This window comes from Parasphingorhabdus sp. (genome assembly GCF_965233695.1).
Classification (GTDB): domain Bacteria; phylum Pseudomonadota; class Alphaproteobacteria; order Sphingomonadales; family Sphingomonadaceae; genus Parasphingorhabdus.
In genome coordinates, this window is record NZ_OZ247497.1 from 71403 (window position 1) to 90674 (window position 19272).

The 19272-nt window shown below is 54.1% G+C and carries 21 protein-coding genes; 9 read left to right on the forward strand and 12 right to left on the reverse strand.

All coding sequences use genetic code 11. From position 1 onward, the window contains the following. The first annotated feature begins 157 nt into the window (after window positions 1-157). The 4 genes from ACO6S1_RS00275 (at window position 158) to ACO6S1_RS00290 (ending at window position 4250) form a co-directional block, all read left to right on the forward strand. Entirely contained in the window at window positions 158-1192 is a 1035-nt protein-coding gene (locus ACO6S1_RS00275; protein ID WP_422344372.1) for a rod shape-determining protein, read from the forward strand. A gap of 116 nt (window positions 1193-1308) precedes the next feature. Continuing rightward, on the forward strand, window positions 1309-2832 hold the full coding sequence (locus tag ACO6S1_RS00280) for a fumarate hydratase (protein WP_422346259.1): 1524 nt from the start codon (window positions 1309-1311) through the stop codon (window positions 2830-2832). Window positions 2833-2844: 12 nt separating this feature from the next. After that, window positions 2845-3336: a hypothetical protein gene (locus tag ACO6S1_RS00285; protein WP_422344373.1), complete on the forward strand. Its 492-nt coding sequence runs from the start codon at window positions 2845-2847 to the stop codon at window positions 3334-3336. Next, window positions 3333-4250 (forward strand): DMT family transporter, encoded by a 918-nt coding sequence (locus ACO6S1_RS00290; RefSeq protein WP_422344374.1) that lies wholly within the window; start codon window positions 3333-3335, stop codon window positions 4248-4250. Before ACO6S1_RS00285 ends, ACO6S1_RS00290 begins: the two co-directional genes overlap by 4 nt. Window positions 4251-4263: 13 nt before the next feature. Here the strand turns inward: ACO6S1_RS00290 and ACO6S1_RS00295 are convergent, their stop codons facing one another. Both ACO6S1_RS00295 and ACO6S1_RS00300 read right to left on the reverse strand, forming a co-directional pair. Further along, window positions 4264-4863 carry a GNAT family N-acetyltransferase gene (locus tag ACO6S1_RS00295; protein ID WP_422344375.1) on the reverse strand — a complete coding sequence of 200 codons (600 nt, stop codon included), beginning with the start codon at window positions 4861-4863 and terminating at the stop codon, window positions 4264-4266. Continuing rightward, a complete protein-coding gene (locus ACO6S1_RS00300) occupies window positions 4863-5675 on the reverse strand; it encodes an SDR family NAD(P)-dependent oxidoreductase (RefSeq protein WP_422344376.1) in 813 nt (270 codons plus the stop codon). The genes ACO6S1_RS00295 and ACO6S1_RS00300 overlap by 1 nt, the downstream gene beginning before the upstream one ends. A gap of 30 nt (window positions 5676-5705) precedes the next feature. Between ACO6S1_RS00300 and ACO6S1_RS00305 the strand changes: the two genes are divergently transcribed. From ACO6S1_RS00305 to ACO6S1_RS00325, 5 genes are all read left to right on the forward strand, one after another. After that, complete coding sequence (locus ACO6S1_RS00305) at window positions 5706-6047, forward strand: hypothetical protein (RefSeq protein WP_422344377.1); 342 nt, start codon at window positions 5706-5708, stop codon at window positions 6045-6047. A gap of 173 nt (window positions 6048-6220) precedes the next feature. Next, a complete protein-coding gene (locus ACO6S1_RS00310) occupies window positions 6221-8323 on the forward strand; it encodes a TonB-dependent receptor plug domain-containing protein (protein WP_422344378.1) in 2103 nt (700 codons plus the stop codon). Window positions 8324-8377: 54 nt separating this feature from the next. Then, window positions 8378-10186: an ABCB family ABC transporter ATP-binding protein/permease gene (locus tag ACO6S1_RS00315; RefSeq protein ID WP_422344379.1), complete on the forward strand. Its 1809-nt coding sequence runs from the start codon at window positions 8378-8380 to the stop codon at window positions 10184-10186. Between the two features lie 266 nt (window positions 10187-10452). After that, entirely contained in the window at window positions 10453-10932 is a 480-nt protein-coding gene (locus ACO6S1_RS00320) for a helix-turn-helix domain-containing protein (protein WP_422344380.1), read from the forward strand. A gap of 193 nt (window positions 10933-11125) precedes the next feature. Next, window positions 11126-12262, forward strand: coding sequence for a sigma-54 interaction domain-containing protein (locus ACO6S1_RS00325; RefSeq protein WP_422344381.1), 1137 nt, complete (start codon window positions 11126-11128; stop codon window positions 12260-12262). Here ACO6S1_RS00325 and fliS read toward each other — a convergent pair. From fliS to ACO6S1_RS00375, 10 genes are all read right to left on the reverse strand, one after another. Continuing rightward, window positions 12259-12684: a flagellar export chaperone FliS gene (fliS, locus tag ACO6S1_RS00330; RefSeq protein ID WP_422344382.1), complete on the reverse strand. Its 426-nt coding sequence runs from the start codon at window positions 12682-12684 to the stop codon at window positions 12259-12261. The genes ACO6S1_RS00325 and fliS overlap by 4 nt on opposite strands. A 19-nt stretch (window positions 12685-12703) precedes the next feature. Beyond that, window positions 12704-14074: a flagellar filament capping protein FliD gene (fliD, locus tag ACO6S1_RS00335; protein WP_422344383.1), complete on the reverse strand. Its 1371-nt coding sequence runs from the start codon at window positions 14072-14074 to the stop codon at window positions 12704-12706. Between the two features lie 69 nt (window positions 14075-14143). Beyond that, window positions 14144-15286 (reverse strand): EscU/YscU/HrcU family type III secretion system export apparatus switch protein, encoded by a 1143-nt coding sequence (locus ACO6S1_RS00340; protein WP_422344384.1) that lies wholly within the window; start codon window positions 15284-15286, stop codon window positions 14144-14146. Continuing rightward, a complete protein-coding gene (gene fliR, locus ACO6S1_RS00345) occupies window positions 15286-16068 on the reverse strand; it encodes a flagellar biosynthetic protein FliR (RefSeq protein WP_422344385.1) in 783 nt (260 codons plus the stop codon). The genes ACO6S1_RS00340 and fliR overlap by 1 nt, the downstream gene beginning before the upstream one ends. Next, a complete protein-coding gene (fliQ, locus tag ACO6S1_RS00350; RefSeq protein ID WP_422344386.1) occupies window positions 16065-16340 on the reverse strand; it encodes a flagellar biosynthesis protein FliQ in 276 nt (91 codons plus the stop codon). The genes fliR and fliQ overlap by 4 nt, the downstream gene beginning before the upstream one ends. A 3-nt stretch (window positions 16341-16343) precedes the next feature. Beyond that, the gene (gene fliP / locus ACO6S1_RS00355) at window positions 16344-17141 is read right to left on the reverse strand and encodes a flagellar type III secretion system pore protein FliP (RefSeq protein WP_422344387.1); all 798 of its coding nucleotides are present in this window, start codon (window positions 17139-17141) and stop codon (window positions 16344-16346) included. Then, window positions 17122-17376, reverse strand: coding sequence for a flagellar biosynthetic protein FliO (locus tag ACO6S1_RS00360; RefSeq protein ID WP_422344388.1), 255 nt, complete (start codon window positions 17374-17376; stop codon window positions 17122-17124). Before ACO6S1_RS00360 ends, fliP begins: the two co-directional genes overlap by 20 nt. Continuing rightward, a complete protein-coding gene (gene fliN / locus ACO6S1_RS00365; RefSeq protein WP_422344389.1) occupies window positions 17376-17720 on the reverse strand; it encodes a flagellar motor switch protein FliN in 345 nt (114 codons plus the stop codon). Before fliN ends, ACO6S1_RS00360 begins: the two co-directional genes overlap by 1 nt. A 6-nt stretch (window positions 17721-17726) precedes the next feature. Continuing rightward, window positions 17727-18650 (reverse strand): FliM/FliN family flagellar motor switch protein, encoded by a 924-nt coding sequence (locus ACO6S1_RS00370; protein WP_422344390.1) that lies wholly within the window; start codon window positions 18648-18650, stop codon window positions 17727-17729. A gap of 21 nt (window positions 18651-18671) precedes the next feature. Next, entirely contained in the window at window positions 18672-19244 is a 573-nt protein-coding gene (locus tag ACO6S1_RS00375) for a flagellar basal body-associated FliL family protein (RefSeq protein ID WP_422344391.1), read from the reverse strand. Window positions 19245-19272 lie beyond the last annotated feature (28 nt).

Here is a 19272-nt window from a genome sequence, read left to right on the forward strand (position 1 = left end):
GCTGAACCAACTTCATCCCATTAGCAAATGTAAAGGAACAAACCCATTTTGAGCACAGCTGGACCAGACAGCGTAGGTTCATTGACCATGCAGCATTAGCATTCACAATCATGTCACATCATAGATGTGATTCTTCTTTTCAAAAGTACCACTTATCATGCGTAGTTTTTTCAAGCTCCAGTCGCACGACATTGCGATTGACCTCGGCACTGCCAACACCCTCGTCTACCAGCGGGATCGCGGGATCGTGCTCAATGAACCCTCTGTTGTCGCGCTGGAGACCAATGACGGCGTAACGAAAGTGCGTGCTGTCGGTGCCGATGCCAAATTGATGATGGGCAAAACACCCGATAATATTCGAGTCATTCGTCCCCTGAAAGACGGCGTGATCGCGGATCTGGATGTCGCAGAACAGATGATCAAGCATTTCATCCACAAAGTGCATGACAAGAAAACCGGCATCTTGAGACGCTTTGATATTGCTGTGTGTATCCCGTCCGGTTCAACCAATGTGCAGCGCCGGGCAATTCGCGATGCGGCATCCAACGCAGGCGGCTCCCGCATCTTCTTCGTTGAGGAACCCATGGCAGCGGCCATCGGTGCGGGCATACCGGTCGCCGAGCCGATTGGCGCGATGGTTGTCGATATTGGTGGCGGCACAACCGAAGTGGCGGTGCTGTCGCTGGGCGGACTTGCCTACAGCACCTCCGGCCGGATGGGCGGTGACAGAATTGATGACGCGATCACCTCGCACATCCGCCGCAAGCATAATCTGGCGATCGGCGAGTCCACGGCCGAAACCATCAAGCATGAAATGGCCAGCGCGGTCAGCCCGGTCGATAACGGGCGCACCATGCATATTAAAGGCCGCGACCTTGTGAGGGGTATGCCGCGCAAGATCATCATCACCGAGGCCGAAATTGCCTATGCGATAGCAGAACCTGTTGGCCAGATTACCGATAGCGTACGCAACGCTCTTGAGAATACAGCGCCAGAACTGGCCGCGGATATTGTCGATCAGGGTATTGTATTGACCGGCGGTGGTGCACTGCTCGGGCGGATTGACGAACATATCGCCGAGCAGACCGGCCTTGCGGTCACGATTGCCGATGATCCCCTGACCTGTGTTGCCAATGGCGCAGGACGCGCGTTGGAAGATCCGCTTTATGACGGTGTGCTGATCCCCGCCTGATGCCGATCAGAGATCACGCGGAAGTTTGCCGCTAAACCATACAAAAACTTGCCGACTTTCATCATATCCGCCAAAAGGCATCCGGATCGCATCCTTAGACCAATTCCGGAGCCATGATGACCGTCACGATTAAAACCGCCGACCTGATTGAAAGCGTCGCCGACGCGTTGCAATTTATCTCTTACTATCATCCGATGGATTATATCCGGGCGCTGGGCGAAGCCTATGAGGCGGAAAAATCGCCTGCGGCCAAGGATGCCATCGCACAGATATTGACCAACAGCCGGATGTGCGCCGAGGGACACCGGCCGATTTGTCAGGATACCGGCATTGTGAACGTTTTCGTCAAATGGGGTATGGATTGCCGGCTCGATGAAACATCGCAGTCGATGCAGGAAATTGTCGATGAAGGTGTCCGCCGCGCCTATCTTCATCCGGAAAACAAGCTGCGCGCCTCCATCCTCACAGATCCGGCTTTCACGCGGCGCAACACCAAAGATAACACACCGTCTGTGCTCCATGTTGAGATGGTGCCGGGCGACAAGGTCAGTGTCGATGTCGCAGCCAAGGGCGGCGGGTCAGAGAATAAATCGAAATTCAAGATGATGAACCCGAGCGACAATATCGTCGATTGGGTGCTCGACATGGTCCCGCAAATGGGTGCGGGCTGGTGCCCGCCGGGCATGCTCGGCATCGGTATTGGCGGTACGGCGGAACGCGCGGTGCTGCTTGCCAAACAGTCGCTGATGGATCCGATTGATATGGGGCAGTTGAAAAAACGTGGCCCGCGCAGCGATATAGAAGAATTGCGCATCGAAATTTTTGACAAGGTCAATGCGCTCGGCATCGGTGCGCAGGGATTGGGCGGATTGTCGACCATTCTCGACGTGAAGATCAACGACTGGCCGTGCCACGCGGCAGGCAAGCCGGTGGCAATGATCCCCAATTGCGCCGCCACGCGCCATGCCCATTTCACGCTGGACGGCAGCGGTCCCGCCTATCTCGAACAACCGAAACTGGACGAGTGGCCCGATGTGAACTGGACGCCATCCGCAGAAGCCAAGCGGGTTCATCTCGACAAGCTCGACGCCGCCGAAGTCGCAACATGGAAACATGGCGACCGGCTGCTGCTCAACGGAAAAATGCTGACCGGCCGCGATGCCGCGCATAAACGGATCAAGGATATGCTCGACAAGGGCGAGCAGCTGCCGGTCGAATTCAAAGGCCGCGTCATCTATTATGTCGGTCCCGTTGATCCGGTCGGCGAGGAAGTGGTCGGCCCGGCTGGCCCCACCACCGCCACGCGGATGGACAAATTTACCGACATGATGCTGGAACAGGGCCTGCTCGCAATGGTCGGCAAAGCCGAGCGCGGGCTCGATACAGTCGGCTCGATCAAGAAGCATAAGAGCGCCTATCTGATGGCGGTCGGCGGCAGCGCCTATCTGGTCAGCCGCGCGATCAAGGGGTCCAAGGTCGTCGGCTTTGAAGATCTCGGCATGGAGGCGATTTACGAGTTTGAGGTGCAGGACATGCCGGTGACTGTTGCCGTCGATGCCGAAGGGCAAAGCGTCCACCATCTCGCGCCTCTGGTCTGGCAGGAGAAGATCAAGAAAGAGAAGCTGCTCGAAGGGGTTTGATCGGCTTTCTTTATGAAGGAAGATATCACACTCTTTTCCCCAATGGATCCGATCCCGCTTGCTGAAAAACTGAAAGCGGAGATGAAGCGCCGGAAGAAGCGCAAGGACCGCCATGTCTTTGGTAATGGAACCGAACGGAAAATGTTTCTCACTTTTCGGCGGCCGGGTTTTCAAAATGGCGGAGAACCCAATCTGAAAGCCAAGATGCGCGAACATGACGGCGGCACACTGATCGAAGGTACGATCCGTCAGGGGAAAGCCATGCCGTTTTTCCTGTTCTGGAATGGCTTTGTGGGCACGTTCTTCCTGTTCTCGCTGCTATTGTGGTTCGTCGATGAGGCACCGCTTTTCTTCAATCTCTTCTTCTCGGGAATACCGGCAATCATGCTCGCCATCGGCCTGACCGCCGCCTACAAAACCCGCAATGATCCGCCAGAAGATCCCGGCACACCGCAGAAAATACTCGATTTTCTAGCCGATACCGTGGACGCGCGACCTCTTTGACATTTCCGATCTGGATCCCCGCAGCCCTGCTGGCCGCCTTGTTCCTGGCCTGGCGCATGGCCGTGCAGCAACGCATCCGCGCCGAAATGTCGGTCAACGCTGCTGCGCTGTCGCGCTTCTTCTTTGGCTGGCCGATCGCCTGCGCGATGCTTGCCAGCTATATGGCGGCGACCGGACGGAGCACCCTCCCCCCGCTGGACGCATCCTTCTGGTGGTTCGCATGGGCCGCCGGATTTGCGCAGATGCTGGCGACGAACCTGATCATCATGTCCTTCGGATTTCGTAACTTGGTCAGCGGTACGGCCTATATGAAGGTCGAGACTTTGATCGTCGCGTTTCTCGGTTGGTTGATCCTTGGGGAAACTCTGGCACCGCTGGCATGGCTGGGCATCGGGATCGCGTTTCTCGGCATATTGTCGGTGTCGGTCGAAGGCGGCGCAAGAGGATTGTTGCAATGGCTGCGCGGCCTGAAACAACCGGCGGCGCTGACGGGCCTCAGCGCCGGCTTTCTCTTTGCGCTGACCGCCATCTTCATCAAACAATCGGCCAACGCAGTGCCCGATGTAGAGCGCACCTATGCCGGGCTGATCGTGCTCACCGCCGTCCTAGGCTTTCAGGCTTTGATGCAAGGACTTTACGTTATCATCCGCGAACCGGACCAGTTTCGCGCCATGCTGGTCCGTTGGCGTGTGACGGCGCAAGTGGGTGTGCTGGCGGCAACAGCATCCGCGGGCTGGTTCATTGCCTATGCCCACGCGCCGGTTGCGTTGGTCGGGATCGTTGGCCAGACGCAGATTTTATATACGCTGGGCTTTGGACGGTTCTATCTGAAGGAACCCCTGAGCCAACGGGAGTTGGCCGGAATTTTGCTCGTCGGCATCGGCGTCATCATGGCGCTGGCCTCCACGCTCTAAAAGCGGCGGCTGCTTATTGCGGTTCCCGCCACATGGCCTCCAAAGGCGGACCGCCCTCTCCGCAAGCAAAAATCTCTTTCCGCGCGAATCCGTGATGCGCATAGAAGCCATGATTGTCCGGGTTGCTGTTCTCCAGATAGCAGGGAATAGCCTGCGCATCGCAGGCCTGCAGAACAGGCGCCAGCAATGTCTTGCCTAGGCCCTTCCCGCGGGCAGATTGCCGCGTGCCAATGGTAAACAGATAGCAATGCGGTTCGCGCGGATGATGGTCTGCCATGATCTCACCTGCGTGCATCGCCCGCTTGAGGCCGCCAATGCTGCCGTGGATCAGCTGCGCAAGTGCGAACCGGGCCGTGGCGATGGCACCCATGTCGCCGCTTTGGCCGGGGCCGAGCCACATGGTCGCGCCGTCGTCGCCAGCGAGATGGCAAAAGCCTTCGCGTATATAGATGTCCCTTGCCAGCGCCCGAAAGGAAGCGCGGATGGCCGCCTGGCTGCCGAACAGCCAGTTGTTAACCGGGTCTTCGGCAAAGGCTTCGGCGGTGATATCGGCAAGTTTTCTCCAATCGCCGGGATCCGCTCGCCTGATAGGATCGGGAAGCTCAATATCCATCAGCTCTGCATCTTCGCGACAAATTTTTGTACATCATATTGGTCATCGCCCTCTTCGCGCGGTGCATATTCTGCAAACGCGGCTTTCATCTCGTCATAGCGCTCGTCGAACCGAACAACATTATAGCCATGGCTGACGACATAATATTCGCCTGCCTCAATCTGCGGCGCGATGATGGCGGCATATTCATCAACATCCATGGCCGCTGGTGCTGTGCGATTGAAATCCGACAATTCCGATTGCACCCAGCCGGGAATGATGACTCCGGTGGTAAGCCACTCTGGCGCTTCCCGGCGGAGCACGTCCATCAGGCCGAAAATGGCGTGTTTGCTGGCGACATAGGCCCCGCCGCCAAATGGGAAGGCATTGAACAGGGAATTTTCCGATGCCACCGAATAGATGGCGGATGGCTTCTCCTCCGCAAGAAACCGCCGACCAAATTCCGAAATGCCGTTCCACATGCCCCAGAAATTGACCTCGAATATCCGCCGCGCCTCTTCGGGATCAGTCTTGATCACCGATTTCATCGAGCCGCCAATCCCGGCATTGTTGATCAACATGTCAGCCCGGCCATTTTCGGCCCAGGCAAAATCGGCCAATGCTGCGATGTCGTCCGGTTCTGCCACATCTCCAACATGATATTTGGCGTCGATGCCCATATCCGACAGGCTGTTAAGGGCCTCCTGCAAGCACTTTTCCCTTGGCTCGAACAGGATGATCCGGGCGCCCGCCCCACCCATCTGCTTCGCCAACGCATAACCTATGCCGGTTGCTCCACCGGTAATCACAACTGTCTTGCCTGAAAATTCCATTACATCCTCCCAACGGCTCCGGACTGTCACATGAAAACCACCTTGGCGAATTTATCGCCAGCAGCAAATGACAATCCTGTCCGAAACACCTATATAAGAAATATGTATGTTTTTATCATTTTCATCTGCGGGATCGGAAACTTTGCCATGCACAAGGCGATGATGGAGAGCGATCACCCGATGATTACCGAGGCACGCGGCAGCTTTTCAAAATTGCTGGGCCCCTATGGCAGCTATATATTGGAATTTTTCATGCTAACCGCCGCTTTGATTTTCGCCAATCTCGGAATGCTTAGCGCTGTAATCTTTTATGGAATCTACACCTTGGCGAATGGCGCGGGCGCCTATGTACTCTTCTCAAACAAACATTAATACACTGTCGCTTTAAGGAGAACCGCGTCGAAGGCGGAAGTAAAGCTGTTGATCCGACTACAAATGTAGTTTGTCGAAAGCCAGTATCACCTGCAACCAACCAACCATAGCAAACGGGCACGAACGAAGCGAACGGCATATGGTATCGTTCCAAACGAGGGGGAGGCATTATCTTGATCAAATTTAACGCGTTGTCTGCGACTGTTGCGGCCTGTGCTATCATGACGGCCTGGACAATACCGTCCAGTGCATCTGCGCAAACCGAGCCAACTGCGATCAATGGTAATCTGCAACCCCGCGTCGAAAATGGCCGTCAAATTTACGATGCCAACCAATTTAGCCGATTTAATCCACGCACCGCGCTCGACATAGCCAGACAGGTCCCCGGCTTCATTATTGATACGGGCGATGACGATGCGCGCGGCCTGGGTCAGGCAGATGAGAATGTGCTGATCAATGGTGCCCGCATCGCCGGAAAAAATAATGATGCTTTCACTGTACTGGGTCGCATATCGGCAACCAATGTCTTGCGGGTTGAAATTGTCGACGGCGCGACGCTGAGTATTTCGGGGCTTTCCGGCCAAGTGCTCAATGTGGTTACCAATACCGACCAGGCAACCGGGATTACCGGCAATTTCAAATGGCGGCCACAATGGCGCCGCGCCGGTAATAACTGGTTTGCTGGAGAAGCATCGATCAGCGGCAAGCTGTTCAAGGGCGATTTTACCTTGGCCATCGAGAATGACGCCTTTCGCAACGGCGCGCAGGGACCGGAGCGGGTTATAAACGGATCAGGGGACCTGCTGTTCATGCGTGACGAAATAGCCCGTACGCGCGGAGACCGTCCTTCGATCAACGCCTCTTACAGTAGCACCAGTGCGGCCGGCGAGATGTTCAACATCACCGGTGAATTTGGTCTCAACCATTTTAGCGAGCGTGTCGACACGTTGCGGACAGAAGCGGGCAGTGACGACATAATCGAGCTGTTCACGGGCCGGGAGCGCGAGTGGAATGCCGAGTTTAGTGCGGATTACGAGTTTGATCTGGGCGGCGGCCGCCTGAAACTCATCGGTTTGCAACGGCTGGAACATAGTCCCACCCGCGATTTTTTTAGCCGCACTTTCACCGATGGTGTAACGCCGCCTTTTATCAGCGAATTTGACCGCACGGTTGATGAAGGAGAATCGGTGCTGCGTGCCGAATATGGCTGGAAAACCGCTGGTGGCACGGACTGGGGTGTCAGTCTGGAAGGCGCCTATAATTTCCTGGAAAGCGAAGCCCAGTTATCCGGTGGTGACCTGGACAATTCCAACACCAAGGTGGAAGAAAAAAGAGCTGAATTAATAACTACATATGGCCGCTCTCTATCGGACAATCTAACATTGCAGGCGGCTCTGGGCGGCGAATATAGCGAGATCAGCCAGGGCGATCAGCGGCGTTCGTTTGTGCGGCCCAAGGGATCCGTTGCCTTTGCCTGGAAACCGGCGGATGATTTTGATCTTAGCCTGAAACTATCACGCGAAGTCGACCAGCTCGACTTTTTCGACTTCATTGCTTCGGTGGAAGTGTCGAATGACGTGATCGATTCCGGCAACCCCGATCTGGTACCACCGCAAAAATGGCGCGCGGAACTGGAGGCGACCAAAAATCTCGGCGCATTCGGCTCTGCCACCGTGACCCTGTTCGGAGAGAAAATCAGCGATATTGTCGATACCGTTCCGATCAGCCCCACTGCCGAAGCACGCGGAAATCTCGACAGCGCGGATCGCTACGGTATCGGTTTGATCTCTACCCTGTTGCTCGACCCGATCGGCTGGCAGGGCGCAAAAATTGATATTGAGGCCGAGGCCGTCAAAAGCAGCGTGCGCGATCCGCTTACCGGGTTTAACAGACGGATCGGGCAGGATGACATCTACAGCTATGAAATCAGTCTGCGTCACGATATTCCCAACTCAAACTGGGCTTGGGGCGCTGGCATCGAGGATTTTGACGATGTCGGTAATATCCGCCTTGATCAAATAGCGGATTTCGACACCCGTGCGCCCTATTCCTGGATTTTCGTCGAGCACAAGGATGTTCTTGGCCTGACAGTCAATGCCAATCTCGGCAATCTTTTTGACCGCGGCGAACGTTTTGTGCGCACCGCCTATGGCACGTTGGATCCCGTTACCCGGGAGTTTACCCGCGGGCGCCGCAATGGTCCTGTCGGGTTTGTTGAAAATCGGACACGAAAATTTGGCCTCATTTACCGATTGACCATCAGCGGCAGTTTCTAAAGCCGCAGAGCACCGCGCATAGACAATTGCTCGTAGCATCCTTACATCCAAGGAATGCCACCAGATTACAGCACCAAGGGTCAGGTCGACCCGCCAATGATCCCGACGCTCAAGCGCTTCTTGCCCTATTTATGGCCAAAGGATGAACCCATGTTGCGCCTGCGGATTGTCATCGCTGGCATTCTGGTGCTTTGTGCAAAGGCGGCGGTGCTCTCCATGCCCTTCGCTTATAAGGCGGTGGTCGATGGCATGACGGCTGGTACCGAAGCGGCGTTGACCGTGCTGTTCGCCCTGGTTGCCGCCTATGGCCTTGCGCGTTTTGGTCAGGTGATGTTCGACAATTTGCGCAATATTGTGTTCGAGAAAGTCGGGCAGGAAGCCGCACGTCATCTGGCGACCAATGTATTCACGCATTTGCACCAGCTCTCACTGCGCTTTCATCTGGGCCGGCGCACCGGGGAAATCACGAAAGTCATCGAGCGCGGAACCAAGAGCATCGACATCATGCTCTATTTCCTGCTGTTCAATATTGCCCCGACGCTGATCGAGCTGATCGCGGTGCTGATCATTTTCCAGGTCAAATTCGGCTTTGGCCTGGTCGCGGCGACCATCGCGATGGTCGCCATCTATATCACCTTCACCCGCAAGGTGACCGACTGGCGCAACGCGCTGCGTGCGGAAATGAATGATATGGATACGCGGGCCATCGGGCGCTCGGTCGATGCGCTGCTCAACTACGAAACAGTGAAATATTTCACCGCCGAAGAGCGTGAGGGCCGGCGTTATAATCAGGCTATGCAGGATTGGGCCAATGCCGCCGTCAAATCCGAAAATTCGCTCGGCATGCTGAACATCGGTCAATCAATCATCACCAATCTCACCATGTTCGGGGCGATGAGTTACAGTGTTTATGGGTGGAGTCAGGGTCAGCTTACCGTCGGTGATCTTGTGCTGGTCAACGCACTGCTGATGCAATTATTCCGGCCGCTGGACCTCCTCGGCATGGTTTACCGCACCATTCGACAGGGTCTGGTCGACATGGATGCCATGTTCAAGCTGATCGACACCGACCCGGAAATACGCGACAAGCCTGGTGCAATAGCATTGCAAGTCAGTACGGGTCAGGTCGCGTTCGAGGATGTTGCTTTCGCTTATGATGAAGATCGCGCGATATTGCATGGCTTGAGCTTTGCGGTACCGCCCGATGGCACCTTGGCCATTGTCGGACCGTCCGGCGCCGGTAAATCCACGCTCGCGCGGCTGCTATTTCGCTTTTACGATCCTCAAGCTGGAAGGATTTTGATTGACGGGCAGGACATCGCCAACGTTACCCAGCATAGTCTGCGCGGAGCCATCGGCATTGTCCCGCAGGACAGTGTACTGTTTAACGACACAATAGGATATAATATCGGTTATGGCCGCGAAGGCGCGACCCAGGCGGAAATCGAAGACGCGGCACGCGGGGCGGCGCTGGATGGTTTCATCGCCAAGCTCCCCCACGGATATGACACGCAGGTTGGTGAGCGCGGATTAAAACTGTCTGGCGGGGAAAAGCAGCGGGTTGCGATAGCACGGACCTTGCTCAAAAATCCGCCGATCCTGATATTGGACGAGGCGACATCTGCACTCGACAGCCGGACCGAAGACGAGATACAGGCCACCCTGGCGAAAATCTCGGAACAGCGCACCACGCTTATCATCGCGCACCGATTATCAACCATCATTCATGCCGATGAAATTATCGTTCTCAACGAAGGCAAAATTGCCGAGCGAGGGGATCACCGCAGCTTGCTTGCGAAAGAAGGTCTTTATGCCGAGATGTGGAAAAGGCAGGCAGAGGACCGGTTGCTGGAGGCTGTTTAGACCTGCTAACCGCCATATCAGGCATTGCCCGCAAGGCGAGCGCGAACCTGTTTCCCCGCTCCGCTTCCTCTATTCTCCAAACCAGCTTTACATTGCTGGGAAATATACCGGAAGTGACTGATATTTTTTACAATGCATTACATTATCCGGACTAATTTTTTTCTTAAGAAATTCGGCTTCCAAAGGTTTACGTCATAGTAAAAAGGTGTAAACCATATAAAGGGTCCTTGTTATAAACGGTCATGATATGACCTGACGGAGGCTAGATGGATGAATTGAGCGTCGAGATTGCCGCTATCAAAGCAGCTTTGGCCGTTGCGAGCGAAAAGATTGACACACTCAAAAATATTGCCGCTGTTTCCGACAATCCGACCTCTTCTGAAACCGCCTCATTAAGCGATGAACTTGGTCAACAGGGACTGGTTGGCCGGGCTGAGACGATGCTTCGATGGAGCCGCTTCAAGACAAAAACACTGGATCTTGGCACTGGACTATTTTCAGATTCATGCTGGAACATGTGCCTTGATATTTACATTTGCGATCTCAAACGCGAGCAGATCACGGTCTCTTCCATTGCCCATAGCTCAGGCATTCCGATGACCACGGCGATGAGATATATTAACGTAATGGTCGAGGAAGGGCTTCTTGAAAAGTCGCCCAATCCATCAGACAACCGGATGATATTCATTTCAACTTCGGAAATTTGCAGGGATAAAATCTCGAAAGTTCTGCAAAATCTGGCTTGATAAAACCCGCTTTTTCGCCGTTGCGGAACGATCACCGGCCTATTTTTCGAATACTCTCCAATTCAGTTAACCCGACCTTAACCATCTTTGTTCATTTGTGAATTTACCAGGTGACGGTTCGAAGATTGCGGGATCTTCGAACCACCTCTCCCCGGCTTTGCCGGATATTGTGGTTAGTTATCTGGGTAGTTTAATGAACGACGCAAATATAGAAACGCTGCTTGCCGCTAAGTTGATCGGCGATAGTCCGAAAATGCAGCAACTGCGGATGCTGGTAAAATTCGCCGGGCGTTGCAATTCCTCGATTATGATTTCCGGTCCTTCCGGTAGCGGTAAGGAAGTCGTGGCGGATGCCATCCACACGATTTCACAACGCGCCGATGCACCTAACATCACGGTCAACTGCGGCGCCCTGCCCGAGCAGTTGATTGAATCGGAACTATTCGGCCACGAAAAGGGCAGCTTTACTGGCGCTTTCAAACAGCATGTTGGCCTGTTTGAACAGTCCAACAGCGGCACAATCTTTCTCGACGAAATTGGTGACATGCCCCTGAACATGCAGGTTAAACTGTTGCGGGTCCTGGAATCGCGCATTGTCAACCGCGTCGGTGGCAACCAGAATATCCCCATCGATGTCCGGGTCATCGCCGCTTCGCATAAAAATCTTGGCGCAGCGATCCAGCGCGGATCTTTTCGCGAAGATCTTTTTTACCGGCTTTGTGTTGTTCCAATCGAAGTGCCTGCCCTGAACGAGCGCACCGAGGATATTCCGGCACTGGTTGAGCATTTCCTCAAGCATCAGACCAATGATATCCCCTCACCGATCTTTACGGCCGAAGCCTATGCGGCGCTTCAGGGCTATGATTGGCCAGGAAATGTCCGTGAGCTGCGCAACGTTGTTGAGCGCGCAACCGTATTTTTTGCCGGTCAACCTGTTCAGGCACGTGATATTGCTGCCCTGATGCTATCGGATATCGCACCCGCTGTTCCCAGCGCTAACGTTCAGCCGATCACCAATTATGAAGCGCCTGCCATGGCGGAACAGCCGCAGGTAACAGACCGCTTCCCGAATATGGCCCACGAAACTCCCTTTGCGGGCATGATGTCGTCTGCCCTCGGCCAACAAAAGAGCGATGTCGTTGATCTCAATGCACATCTGCAAAGCGAGGAACGCCGGATCATCATGCATGCGCTTGAAACATCGCATGGCGTCGTGTCAAAAGCAGCGCGCTCGATCAATATCAAGCGCACGACTTTTATCGATAAAATGCGCAAACATAAGCTCGATAAGACTTTTGCAGACAATGCCGCACTGGTTCCCAGTTTTTAACCGGCCTGTCGCAACGCTCCGGCCTGTTGCACTTTGGGTGAAATTGCCATCCAGGCCTTTTCGATCTCATGCAGCATCTCACGCGCTGACTCGACCCGTTCGATAAACGATACACCGATGTCCGCCTGAATGCGTCGTGCCGCTTCCGCATAAATAGTATGCAGCGTTTGGGCGAGATCCCCGGCGGCTTCAAAATCAAGCGATTCATCCAGTCCATTCAGAATAGACAATGCTTTTGCCCGACATTCGAACATTCTGCCCTTGTCATTCCGGCGAGCGCTCTCAATCATCAGATCCAGACTGTCGCGCAGCTCTGCAAACAGCACCGCGACCAGATCATAAGGATCGGCAGACAGCACGCGGCTATTTTTATGAATAGACTTGTAGCTGGATGCGCGGCGAATATTGGATTGGAATGTCATTCTCTATTGCTTTCTAAAGTCAGTTATTATCATCAAAAGATGCGAATTGCTGTTCGACATAGGATTGAGTAGCCCGCAGGACGGAAAGCTGACGCTCAAGGCCGGCGAATGTGCCTTCCAATTGTTCGCGCAGGCGATCACCCTCATCCGTAATCTTGACGCGCCGTTCGGCAATGGACTCGCGGATTGCATCCAGGCGCTCCTGTGCTTGTGCAAGAGCGCCGTTTTCATCCTGCAAGAGGCTGGATATTTTGTCCAACGCACCGGAAAGGCCAACATTTGTATCCGTCACAATCGCCGGTTCCAGCATCAGTTTGACAGCGCCGGAGTCAAGTTCAAGCGCCGCGTCCAACCTGGTCTCGTCGATACTCAAGGTACCATCACTTTCCGTTCTGACACCAATATCTGCCAAAGTGTTGAAATCGCCTGTATCGCTTAATCGGGTCGACGTCAGTTGACTGAGCTGCCGGATCACCTCTCTCGCGCCGCGGTCGCCCGCCAGTGGCCCGCCACTCGCTCCAGCAAGTCCGGGTGCGGTCGCGTCGTTCAGGGAGGAACGCAGATCATTATAGGCGGATACAAATTCGGTCACCAAACTGCGGACATCAAGCGGTTCAGAATCGCCGTTTATCGTGAAACTGGTACCCGGCTCTGCTGTCAGCAACGAGAGCTCCACGCCAGGGATGGCGCCGGACACCGAATTGCTGCTATTGGTTAGCTCGATGCCATCCACCCTTATGATGCTGTCACCTGCGAGGGCGATATTATCGAAAGTCAGCGGTACGCCCAGGATAGGGCCGCCAGCTGGAGCGTCTGCAAGGGTGAAGGCATTATCGACACCTTCCTCGGATTCCATCACCAGACGTGCGCCGGCTTTATCGGTGATGATGGAAGCTGTGACACCGCTATTGCTGGCATTGATCGCATCTCGCAGCCCGGCGAGACTGTTGTTCGAACTGTCGATCACAATGTCGAAACTGCCGCCGCTATTGTTTATTGTTAAAGTGCGTTCGCCCACGGCGTCCGATGCACTTGCGTAAACAGCAGACATTTCCCGCTGCGCCGAAGCGAGTTGCACAACTTCGAGAGTCGCTGGCAAACCTTCCGGCCGGCCACCTTCAACCACCGTTGCATTGGCCAATTCCGTTCTGGTCGATATCAAATCGCCAACAAAGCCCTGCCCGTTCAAGGTTTCTTTGACGGCCTCAGCAAATGTGGTCAAAGCCGAAGCAGTTGCTGCCATCGCGGATATTCGTGTACTGTTCAGCTGATCGCGCTGGTTAAGCTGCCCCAGTTTGACGCCGGTCGATGCCGCGACAAGGTCATCCACCAACTGCGCACTGTTAAGCCCAGAGCCGGCACCTATGCTGTTTATGACATTTGAGAACATAGTTATTTCACCTTTCGGGTGATAGACGGCCGGCTTCAGAACGGATTAAGGGGGTGATCGATTTTTTCATCATGCCAGCCTGCTGCCATCTGCGGCGAATTGCATGTCGTCGGGCAGATTCAGTCTCGGTCTGTTCAGCGGACTGACCAGTTTGGCATCCAGCTGGATGAGGAAACTCAATATCGCGGCAATCGGGGCATAGAGACGGTCATCAACGACCTCTCCAACATCCGAGGTGAAATATATCGACCGGGTCAGTTCGGGATATTCCATGACCGGCGTTCCGACTTCACCCGCCATGTCACGCATGGCCAGAGCGATAGAATCACAGCCTTTACCCAATACAACCGGCGCATAATCCTGATCCCGATCATATCGCAATGCCACCGCAAAATGGGTCGGGTTGACCAATATTACCGTTGCATCGGCGACCGCCTTGCGGGTTGAATCGTTCAGCATTTCGCTACGCCGTTGCCGCTGAATCGCGCGCGTGTCCGGTGAACCTTCGGTCTGTTTATACTCGTCTTTCACTTCCTGTTTTGTCATTTTCAGACGCTTGCCGCGCTGGAATATCTGGATTGGCACGTCGATCATCGCGATCAACATGAGGCTGATCGTTATCCCGACCAGCAGCTTCATGAAAAGGGAGGCATAGCTCCCGACCGCGATCGTCAAATCCTGCGCGCCAAGCTGTGCCAGATCACCCAGATGGGTAAACATGATTACGCCGCCCACCGTCCCGATCAGCAGCACCTTCATGATCGATTTACCCAATTCCATCAGGCCATTGGTGCCGAAAATTTTCCCCATGCCCTTTATCGGGTCCATCTTTGATGGCTTGGGTTTCATGGCCGACCAGCGAAAACCCAGAGAACCCAGCATCGCCGGTGTCGCAATGGCCGCCGCCAGCAAAACCGCAAAAAGACTCATAAACTCGGGCAGCAGACTGGATACCAGCGAAGAACTGCGCCCGCCTATGTCATACATTTCAAGGTCTCTGCTATCAAATACCAGTGCACTGGACAGCATATCTGCCAGTGCCTGAAAAAGCGTGCCGCCAAATGTGAAAAGCGCTGCCGTACCAACAAAAATGACCATCGCGCCGCCAAGGTCCTGGGACTTAAGGACGTCGCCTTTTTCCGCGCTGTCCTTCAGCTTCTTGGGGGTTGCTGCTTCGGTCTTTTCGCCGCCACTTTGCGCTTCTTCAGCCACTATTTCCCTCCCGCAATCAAGGTCGCCTGCTCAAGCCCCATGGTCAGCGAACGCACGATCGTGTCCGCCATGATCGGGGCTGTAATGGCGAGCAACACCAGACCTGAACAAATCGTCACCGGAATACCGACAGCAAAAAGATTCAATGCCGGCGCGGTGCGGGCCAGAAAACCCATGGTGAGCTGTATAAGCACCAGCGCACCGCCGACAGGAAGAGCGATCAGCAAGCCCATCGAAAATAAAGCACCGCCAAACTGCACGATACCCCAGGCGATATCTGCGCCCAGAAATGCATATCCGGGGGGAAGCGCGGAATAGCTTTCGACAATCACCGCAAGCAACAGCAGATGACCGTCAATCGCCAGCAACAGCAAAGTTGCCAGGATCGTCAGAAACTGGCCAATCACCGGTGTCGACTGTCCGGTCTGTGGGTCGGACATGCTTGCAAAACCCAGACCCATGGCATTGCTGATGGTTTCCCCGGCAATAACAACACTGGAATATCCCAGCTGCAGCGCGAAACCGATTGCCACACCAACCAACACCTCACCCAAGACAAAGATCATGTTGCTCAGGCTGATGGCGGTGTCAGCCGGTAAATCGAAACTGGCACTATTCGTTGCCACCATGCCAATCATGAAAGCCAAAATGATGCGGATTTGAATGGGAACATTTGCGGCCCCGAAAATGGGTGTCACAACCATGGCTGCACCGGGCCGGATCATGGCCATCATCCACATCCAGAGTTGCGCCTCTACCTCTGCAAAGCCCGGCGCGATCACAACAGCAGATCCGGTATGCGGTCAAAGATTTCTTTGGTGAAATCGACGATCAGCACCAGAATGGATCCGCCAAATAAAGCGGCAACAACAGCTACGATGACGAGTTTTGGAACAAAGCTGAGTGTTTGCTCGTTAATCGATGTAGCCGCCTGCACCATGCCCAGCAAAAGACCGACAAGAAGCGCCGGAATGAGCAGCGGCGCAGCCGCAAGGGCGGTAATCCACAAGGCCTGCTGGGCTATGCCTACAAAAAAGTCGGTATTGTCGGTCATGGTCTAGGTCGCAAACGAGGCTGCGAGAGAACCCATGGTCAAGGCCCAGCCATCAACCAGAACGAACAATAACAGTTTGAAAGGCATCGATATGATCACTGGCGACAGCATCATCATACCCAATGCCATCAGCACCGCCGCGACCACGAGATCGATAATCAGGAAGGGCAGGAATATAAGAAAACCGATCTGGAATGCGGTCTTGAGTTCGCTTGTTACAAATGCCGGCAGCATGATCGAAAACGGGATGTCTTCTGTGGTTTCGAAGCTATCCTCGTCGGCAAGATCCATGAATAGTCTGAGGTCGCTTTGACGGGTCTGTTTCGCCATGAAGCTGTGCATAACCTTACCCGAGCGATCGATTGCCTCGGTCAGCGTAATGTCATCGGCCGAATAGGGTTCAATCGCCTGCTGGTTTATCTGTTCAATACTCGGCGCCATGACAAACATCGAAAGAAACAGGGACAGACCGATCAGCACCTGGTTAGGCGGTGTCTGTTGCAAACCCAAGGCATGCCGCAATATCGATAATACGATGATGATCCGCGTAAAACTGGTCATCATGAGAACAAGGGACGGTAATATCGTCAACAGCCCCATGACGATGAGGATCTGCAACGTGACGCTCAACGGTTGCCCGTCTCCCGATACATCGTCCAAAGCCCGTTCCAATGCCGCAGACGCACCTGGCGGAGGGACGGCGGCCGGGGCTTGCGCGAAGGCCGGATCCGCAACAAGCAGGGATGCCGCCAGGGCAACAAATGCCCAGATATATCTAAAATTAATCTGCATTTTTCCCATCAATCTTTGCGACGCCATTGCGAGTGACGGAGAGAAGAATTTTGCGTCCTTCAAATTCCACCACGGCCAGTTTGTTGTTCACACCTATCGGGTGCACCTCGACTATGTTGAGGCTGCCTGTTTTGGCGCGCATCATCGATTGCGGTTGATATTTGCGATAAAGCCACAGGGACCCGTAAATCATTAGCCCGATCAGCGGCAGCATGATCAGCAATTTGACAATATAGAAGGTCATCAGCTGCGCCTTTCAACCCGCGCGCGAGCCATCCCGTTCGATACAATTTCTGCAATGCGTACGCCGAATTTATTCTTGACCGGAACAACCTCACCGCGCGCAACCAGTGTTCCGTTGACATTGATGTCAATCAGCTGGTCGACCTGACGATCCAGCTCGACGATAGAGCCTTCCCGAAGGTCCATTATCTCTGAAACAGTCATCGATACACTGCCGACTTCTACCGAGAGCCGGACCTTGATATCAGCGAGAAACGCGTAGTGATCCTGTGGCTGGCTAATGCTTACGCCAGCTGGTTCTGCGGCTCCCAGAGCCTCGCTATCATGAGTCATATCGTTCATCATCTGGTCCTATAAAAAATGTTTGATTTGGAAGGCGACGCCGCCATTTTGTTCGCCGATGCAACCATGTGCGAAGACGCGATCGCCAATGATCAGCGGCACATTATCTGTCGGTGACACAGGTAGAATGTCTCCGACGGAAAGACTGGATAGCTGCGACAATTCCATCGTTGGTCGGGCCAATACAGAGCGGACCGGCATGTAAACCTGATCCATCGACTCCTTGAGCGATTTTTGCCAGGATGGATCAATTGCACCTGTTTCGCGGCTCAACGGGCGATGGAGTTGTGGCTCAATGGATACCAGCCCATCTATCGGCTGGATAAAGTCCATTGCTTCAATCGCGTGGCCCGAGAGAGCGACTCTTGCTGAGCCCAGGAGGACATGGGGATCATCCAGCTCCAGTTCGAAATCGTCTTTGTCATGGACAAATCCGGCAAAATTAATCTTTATCTCCTGCACCACGGACCAAGCGTCAGAAAGACCATCGCCAATCGCTTTGGCCAGGCGGTCAATCATGTTCCTTTCTGAACGTGTCAGGTGCCCGGTGGCACAGGTTTCGCCATCAAAATTTCCGCCAAAGAAGCAATCGACACAGGCTGTCAGGAACAAGCGGGAAACACGAACCCATATCGGTGTTGCTGAAACGCCGAACTGGAATTGCAGGTAGACAGAATCTGTTTCCTGTGCGGCATGCCAATCGGTAAATACCAGGCTGTCACTGCCGGCCATTTCCAGTGCGACTTCGCTTCCAATGGTATCGTTCAGGCGGTTCTGCAACCGGCCGGGGAGTTTTTTCTCGACCTTTTGATAGATCGCCAAAAGCATCTCGTCGGGTCCGCTTTTCCTCAGCAAGCTATGCTCGACAGGAGGATGAGCTTTTGCCTCGTCATCACTTTGGGGTTGGGTCGGATTGGAAGTTGGATTTGACATGACCGTGGCCTTCTGTGTTGCTTACTGGATTACCAGGCTGGTAAAATAGACATCCTCAATCCCGCCAAACCCGCTTTTTTCACGCAAGGTGGCGTTGATGACATCCCGCAATTTTTTCTTGAGCAGAACCTTACCTTCGGGTGTTTCCAGCTCCGCCGGATTCTGTTGCCCCAACTCCATCAAGATCGCAGATCGGATGGCGATTTGATGCGTTGTCACATTCTCGAAAACCCGTTCGTCATAATAGGTCGAAATGGCCAGCGACAGTTGGGCAAAGCTCTCCGAATTGTAGAGGTTGGACGTGAATGGTTGCTCGATCTGATGATAGGAAATCGTGAACTTGCTGGCATCTTGATCCGGCATGGCGGTCTTGGCCTCTTTTTCGCTCACCGCCGAGCCGTCTTTCAGAATGATCTTGGGTTTGTTGGGATCTTCCGGCTCATCACCTTCACCGCCCATTATGCCAGCGACATAGAATCCAGCCGCGGCACCACCACCGCCGAGCACAGCAACGGCAACCAGACCGACAATAATGCCTTTCATCTTACCCTTTTTCTTTTTGGGTTTTTTTTCTTCTGGATTTGTTTCTGCCATGTTGACCTCTAAAATTTCTATTGGTTTT

Excerpts from the sequence above, each read along its gene's own strand:
- ACO6S1_RS00325 (WP_422344381.1), top strand. The coding sequence starts at position 11,126 with ATGAACGACGCAAATATAGAAACGCTGCTTGCCGCTAAGTTGATCGGC.
- ACO6S1_RS00370 (WP_422344390.1), bottom strand. The coding sequence starts at position 18,650 with ATGTCAAATCCAACTTCCAATCCGACCCAACCCCAAAGTGATGACGAG.
- fliN (WP_422344389.1), bottom strand. The coding sequence starts at position 17,720 with ATGATGAACGATATGACTCATGATAGCGAGGCTCTGGGAGCCGCAGAA.
- fliS (WP_422344382.1), bottom strand. The coding sequence starts at position 12,684 with ATGACATTCCAATCCAATATTCGCCGCGCATCCAGCTACAAGTCTATT.
- ACO6S1_RS00375 (WP_422344391.1), bottom strand. The coding sequence starts at position 19,244 with ATGGCAGAAACAAATCCAGAAGAAAAAAAACCCAAAAAGAAAAAGGGT.
- ACO6S1_RS00315 (WP_422344379.1), top strand. The coding sequence starts at position 8,378 with ATGCCACCAGATTACAGCACCAAGGGTCAGGTCGACCCGCCAATGATC.
- fliD (WP_422344383.1), bottom strand. The coding sequence starts at position 14,074 with ATGTTCTCAAATGTCATAAACAGCATAGGTGCCGGCTCTGGGCTTAAC.
- fliQ (WP_422344386.1), bottom strand. The coding sequence starts at position 16,340 with ATGACCGACAATACCGACTTTTTTGTAGGCATAGCCCAGCAGGCCTTG.
- fliP (WP_422344387.1), bottom strand. The coding sequence starts at position 17,141 with ATGGGAAAAATGCAGATTAATTTTAGATATATCTGGGCATTTGTTGCC.
- ACO6S1_RS00280 (WP_422346259.1), top strand. The coding sequence starts at position 1,309 with ATGACCGTCACGATTAAAACCGCCGACCTGATTGAAAGCGTCGCCGAC.
- ACO6S1_RS00320 (WP_422344380.1), top strand. The coding sequence starts at position 10,453 with ATGGATGAATTGAGCGTCGAGATTGCCGCTATCAAAGCAGCTTTGGCC.
- ACO6S1_RS00295 (WP_422344375.1), bottom strand. The coding sequence starts at position 4,863 with ATGGATATTGAGCTTCCCGATCCTATCAGGCGAGCGGATCCCGGCGAT.
- ACO6S1_RS00275 (WP_422344372.1), top strand. The coding sequence starts at position 158 with ATGCGTAGTTTTTTCAAGCTCCAGTCGCACGACATTGCGATTGACCTC.
- ACO6S1_RS00285 (WP_422344373.1), top strand. The coding sequence starts at position 2,845 with ATGAAGGAAGATATCACACTCTTTTCCCCAATGGATCCGATCCCGCTT.
- ACO6S1_RS00305 (WP_422344377.1), top strand. The coding sequence starts at position 5,706 with ATGAAAACCACCTTGGCGAATTTATCGCCAGCAGCAAATGACAATCCT.
- ACO6S1_RS00360 (WP_422344388.1), bottom strand. The coding sequence starts at position 17,376 with ATGACCTTCTATATTGTCAAATTGCTGATCATGCTGCCGCTGATCGGG.
- ACO6S1_RS00300 (WP_422344376.1), bottom strand. The coding sequence starts at position 5,675 with ATGGAATTTTCAGGCAAGACAGTTGTGATTACCGGTGGAGCAACCGGC.